The organism is Amphibacillus marinus, from assembly GCF_900110345.1.
Taxonomy (GTDB): Bacteria; Bacillota; Bacilli; order Bacillales; family Amphibacillaceae; genus Amphibacillus_D; species Amphibacillus_D marinus.
The window spans coordinates 1-2234 of record NZ_FODJ01000025.1 but is presented as its reverse complement, the minus strand read 5'-3'; the positions used below and the strand labels follow the sequence as shown (position 1 = coordinate 2234).

The following is a 2234-nucleotide window of genomic DNA, read 5'->3' as shown; positions in this document are numbered from 1 at the left end:
CCGCTCGGTCCAGTGACCCCAGTGCTTCCAGTCACACCAGTAGGTCCAGTGGCTCCAGTCGTTCCTGTAGATCCATCACCATTACTAGTTATTAATGCAATATCATCTAAAAAAACAAAAGGTGTATTTAAGGCACTACTAGGTTTTCTAATGGAAAGTTGCGCAATAGTGGTATTTAAGGGGGCTGTTATACTAGTTTGATATATTTCGTTCCAATTATTGTCTGTTACTATTGGTAACGTGTTGTATGCAATAATAAAATCTAATCCGACACCCGTAATATTATTATTAGCATCTAAAAAAACTAATTGAATTTCTATTATTGGACTTGGGGCGTTGGTGAATTTTGCAAATGATCCAATAAATTCAAAAGCTTCTCCGGATTTAGCTGAGACAGTTTGTGAAATGAGGGCAGGAACAGTGCTATTGGCAAATCGTGCAGAAAAAAGTCCTGAGTGAGATTGTGAAGTGACAACGTTTGTATTAGATGAAATCCAGCCAGTTAGGTTTCCTGTTTCAAACCCTCCATTCAAAATAAGATTCTGAATGGACATTTTAATACTCCTTTCGCATTTTTAATAAAATTTAAGAAGGTATAATACTCTGCCTTATGAATTAAGAAATAATTTCTTTTCTAATAACTCTTTATTAAATAAAATCTTGTCATCTTCGGGACGGAAGGATCTTGCAAGCTCATTATGTTTATAAGAGCTTTCATAATCTCCTAGATTGTAATAACAAACACAGAGTTGTAAGTGTGGATACCAGGTTGAGTATGCAGGGTAGGTAAAACTCCATTTGTTAAAATCCTCTTCTAATTGTATAGATAATTGATACCAGTAAATTGCTTCTTTAAATTTTCTATCTCTTTGCAGGTTAAAGCCGATCCGACTACTAATTTCTGGTCTGGGTATTTTAGAAAAATTTAATGATTCAAATAGTGAGCTAAGCTCTTTTTCCTTAATATTTAAAAATCGATAGCAATCAGCTTTATTTATACAAGCATAAATTTTATCTTCAATCCAGCCAGTTGTTAGCTTTATATTTTCTTCATAACTTTTAATAGCATCTTGGTAATGTCCATTTTCACGTAGTTCATTGCCGTAATAAAAATAATCTCTCGCTGTAAAAGAATCCCCTCGCTTAATTTTTTCCTTGTAAATACTTAAATTACGGCCAACCGAATGTTTTATCTTCTTGTGTGTTATTCCGACATCAGAATTGAGAATATTACCTGTTACATTGAGATAATTATGACAATCCCCTGCCCAACTAAAGCCACGACTTCTTTTAAGTAATCGGTTTAGACGGTATTTAAGAGTTACATTGCCAAATTCATCAGTACCAGCATTATAGTACATAGATACAGCATCGACATCACTACTTAAGCTCTGCTTAAGTTTCAAAAATTTTTGTCGATCTTCTTCTAAAATGACATCATCTGCATCAAGATAAAGAATATAATCTTTGCTTGCATACTCGAAGGATACATTTCTTGCAGTTGAAAAATTTCCGGTCCATTTATAAAAGAAGACTCGGTCAGTGAATTTTTTTGCTATTTTAACAGTATTGTCTTCTGAACCAGTGTCTACGATATTAATTTCATCGACAAGGTCTTTTACTGATTCTAAGCAGCGCTCTAAAACTTCTTCTTCATTTTTAACAATCATACATAAACTTATTGAAACCACATTTTCACACTCCTTATCTGCTAATTGTAAATTTTAAAAAAACTTAATAATCTAAATTAAAAACAAAATTAAAAGGGTAGGGAGACGACCAATCTCCCTACCTTAAAAGGAGTAGAACCTTAAAAATTACTCTACACGAATGATAGTTAAGTTAGCACCTGCTCCAGCTTGTAATGTTGCTGCACCTAATAAACCAAAAAGTTCGAGTGTGATTGTTGACCCAGCTGTTAGTGGGACAATAATATCATTAGTAAAACTAGAAACTGATAAGAGTGGGTTGCGAGTTGAGGCAGCATTTGGTGTACCATTAATTAATAATCTTGTTCCTAACAAGAGTGACACAGTCGTGTTAACGTTGTAAGCTATATAGTATCTTCCTGTTTCAGGAACGGTAAAGACAGTGTTACCTGCACTAGCTACAATACCATCTAAAGTTTGAGCATCTGGTAAAGTTACAGCTGTACCACCAAGAACAACCGCAATTATTGGACTTGATGTGTTTGCAGCATAAGCAGATGTTTCAGTAACACTTTCTCCAGTAGG

At 34.4% G+C, this 2234-nt stretch carries 3 protein-coding genes; all 3 read right to left on the bottom strand.

Annotated features, from left to right (window positions below; genetic code table 11):
* Positions 1-554, bottom strand: a 554-nt coding sequence (locus BM000_RS16530; protein WP_143063956.1) for an NTTRR-F1 domain, incomplete at its 3' end; no start/stop codon positions are given.
* 54 nt (positions 555-608) lie between these two features.
* Entirely contained in the window at positions 609-1691 is a 1083-nt protein-coding gene (locus BM000_RS16525) for a glycosyltransferase (RefSeq protein WP_091500433.1), read from the bottom strand.
* Between the two features lie 126 nt (positions 1692-1817).
* On the bottom strand, positions 1818-2234 hold a 417-nt coding region (locus BM000_RS16910; RefSeq protein ID WP_218144112.1), incomplete at its 5' end, for a BclA C-terminal domain-containing protein.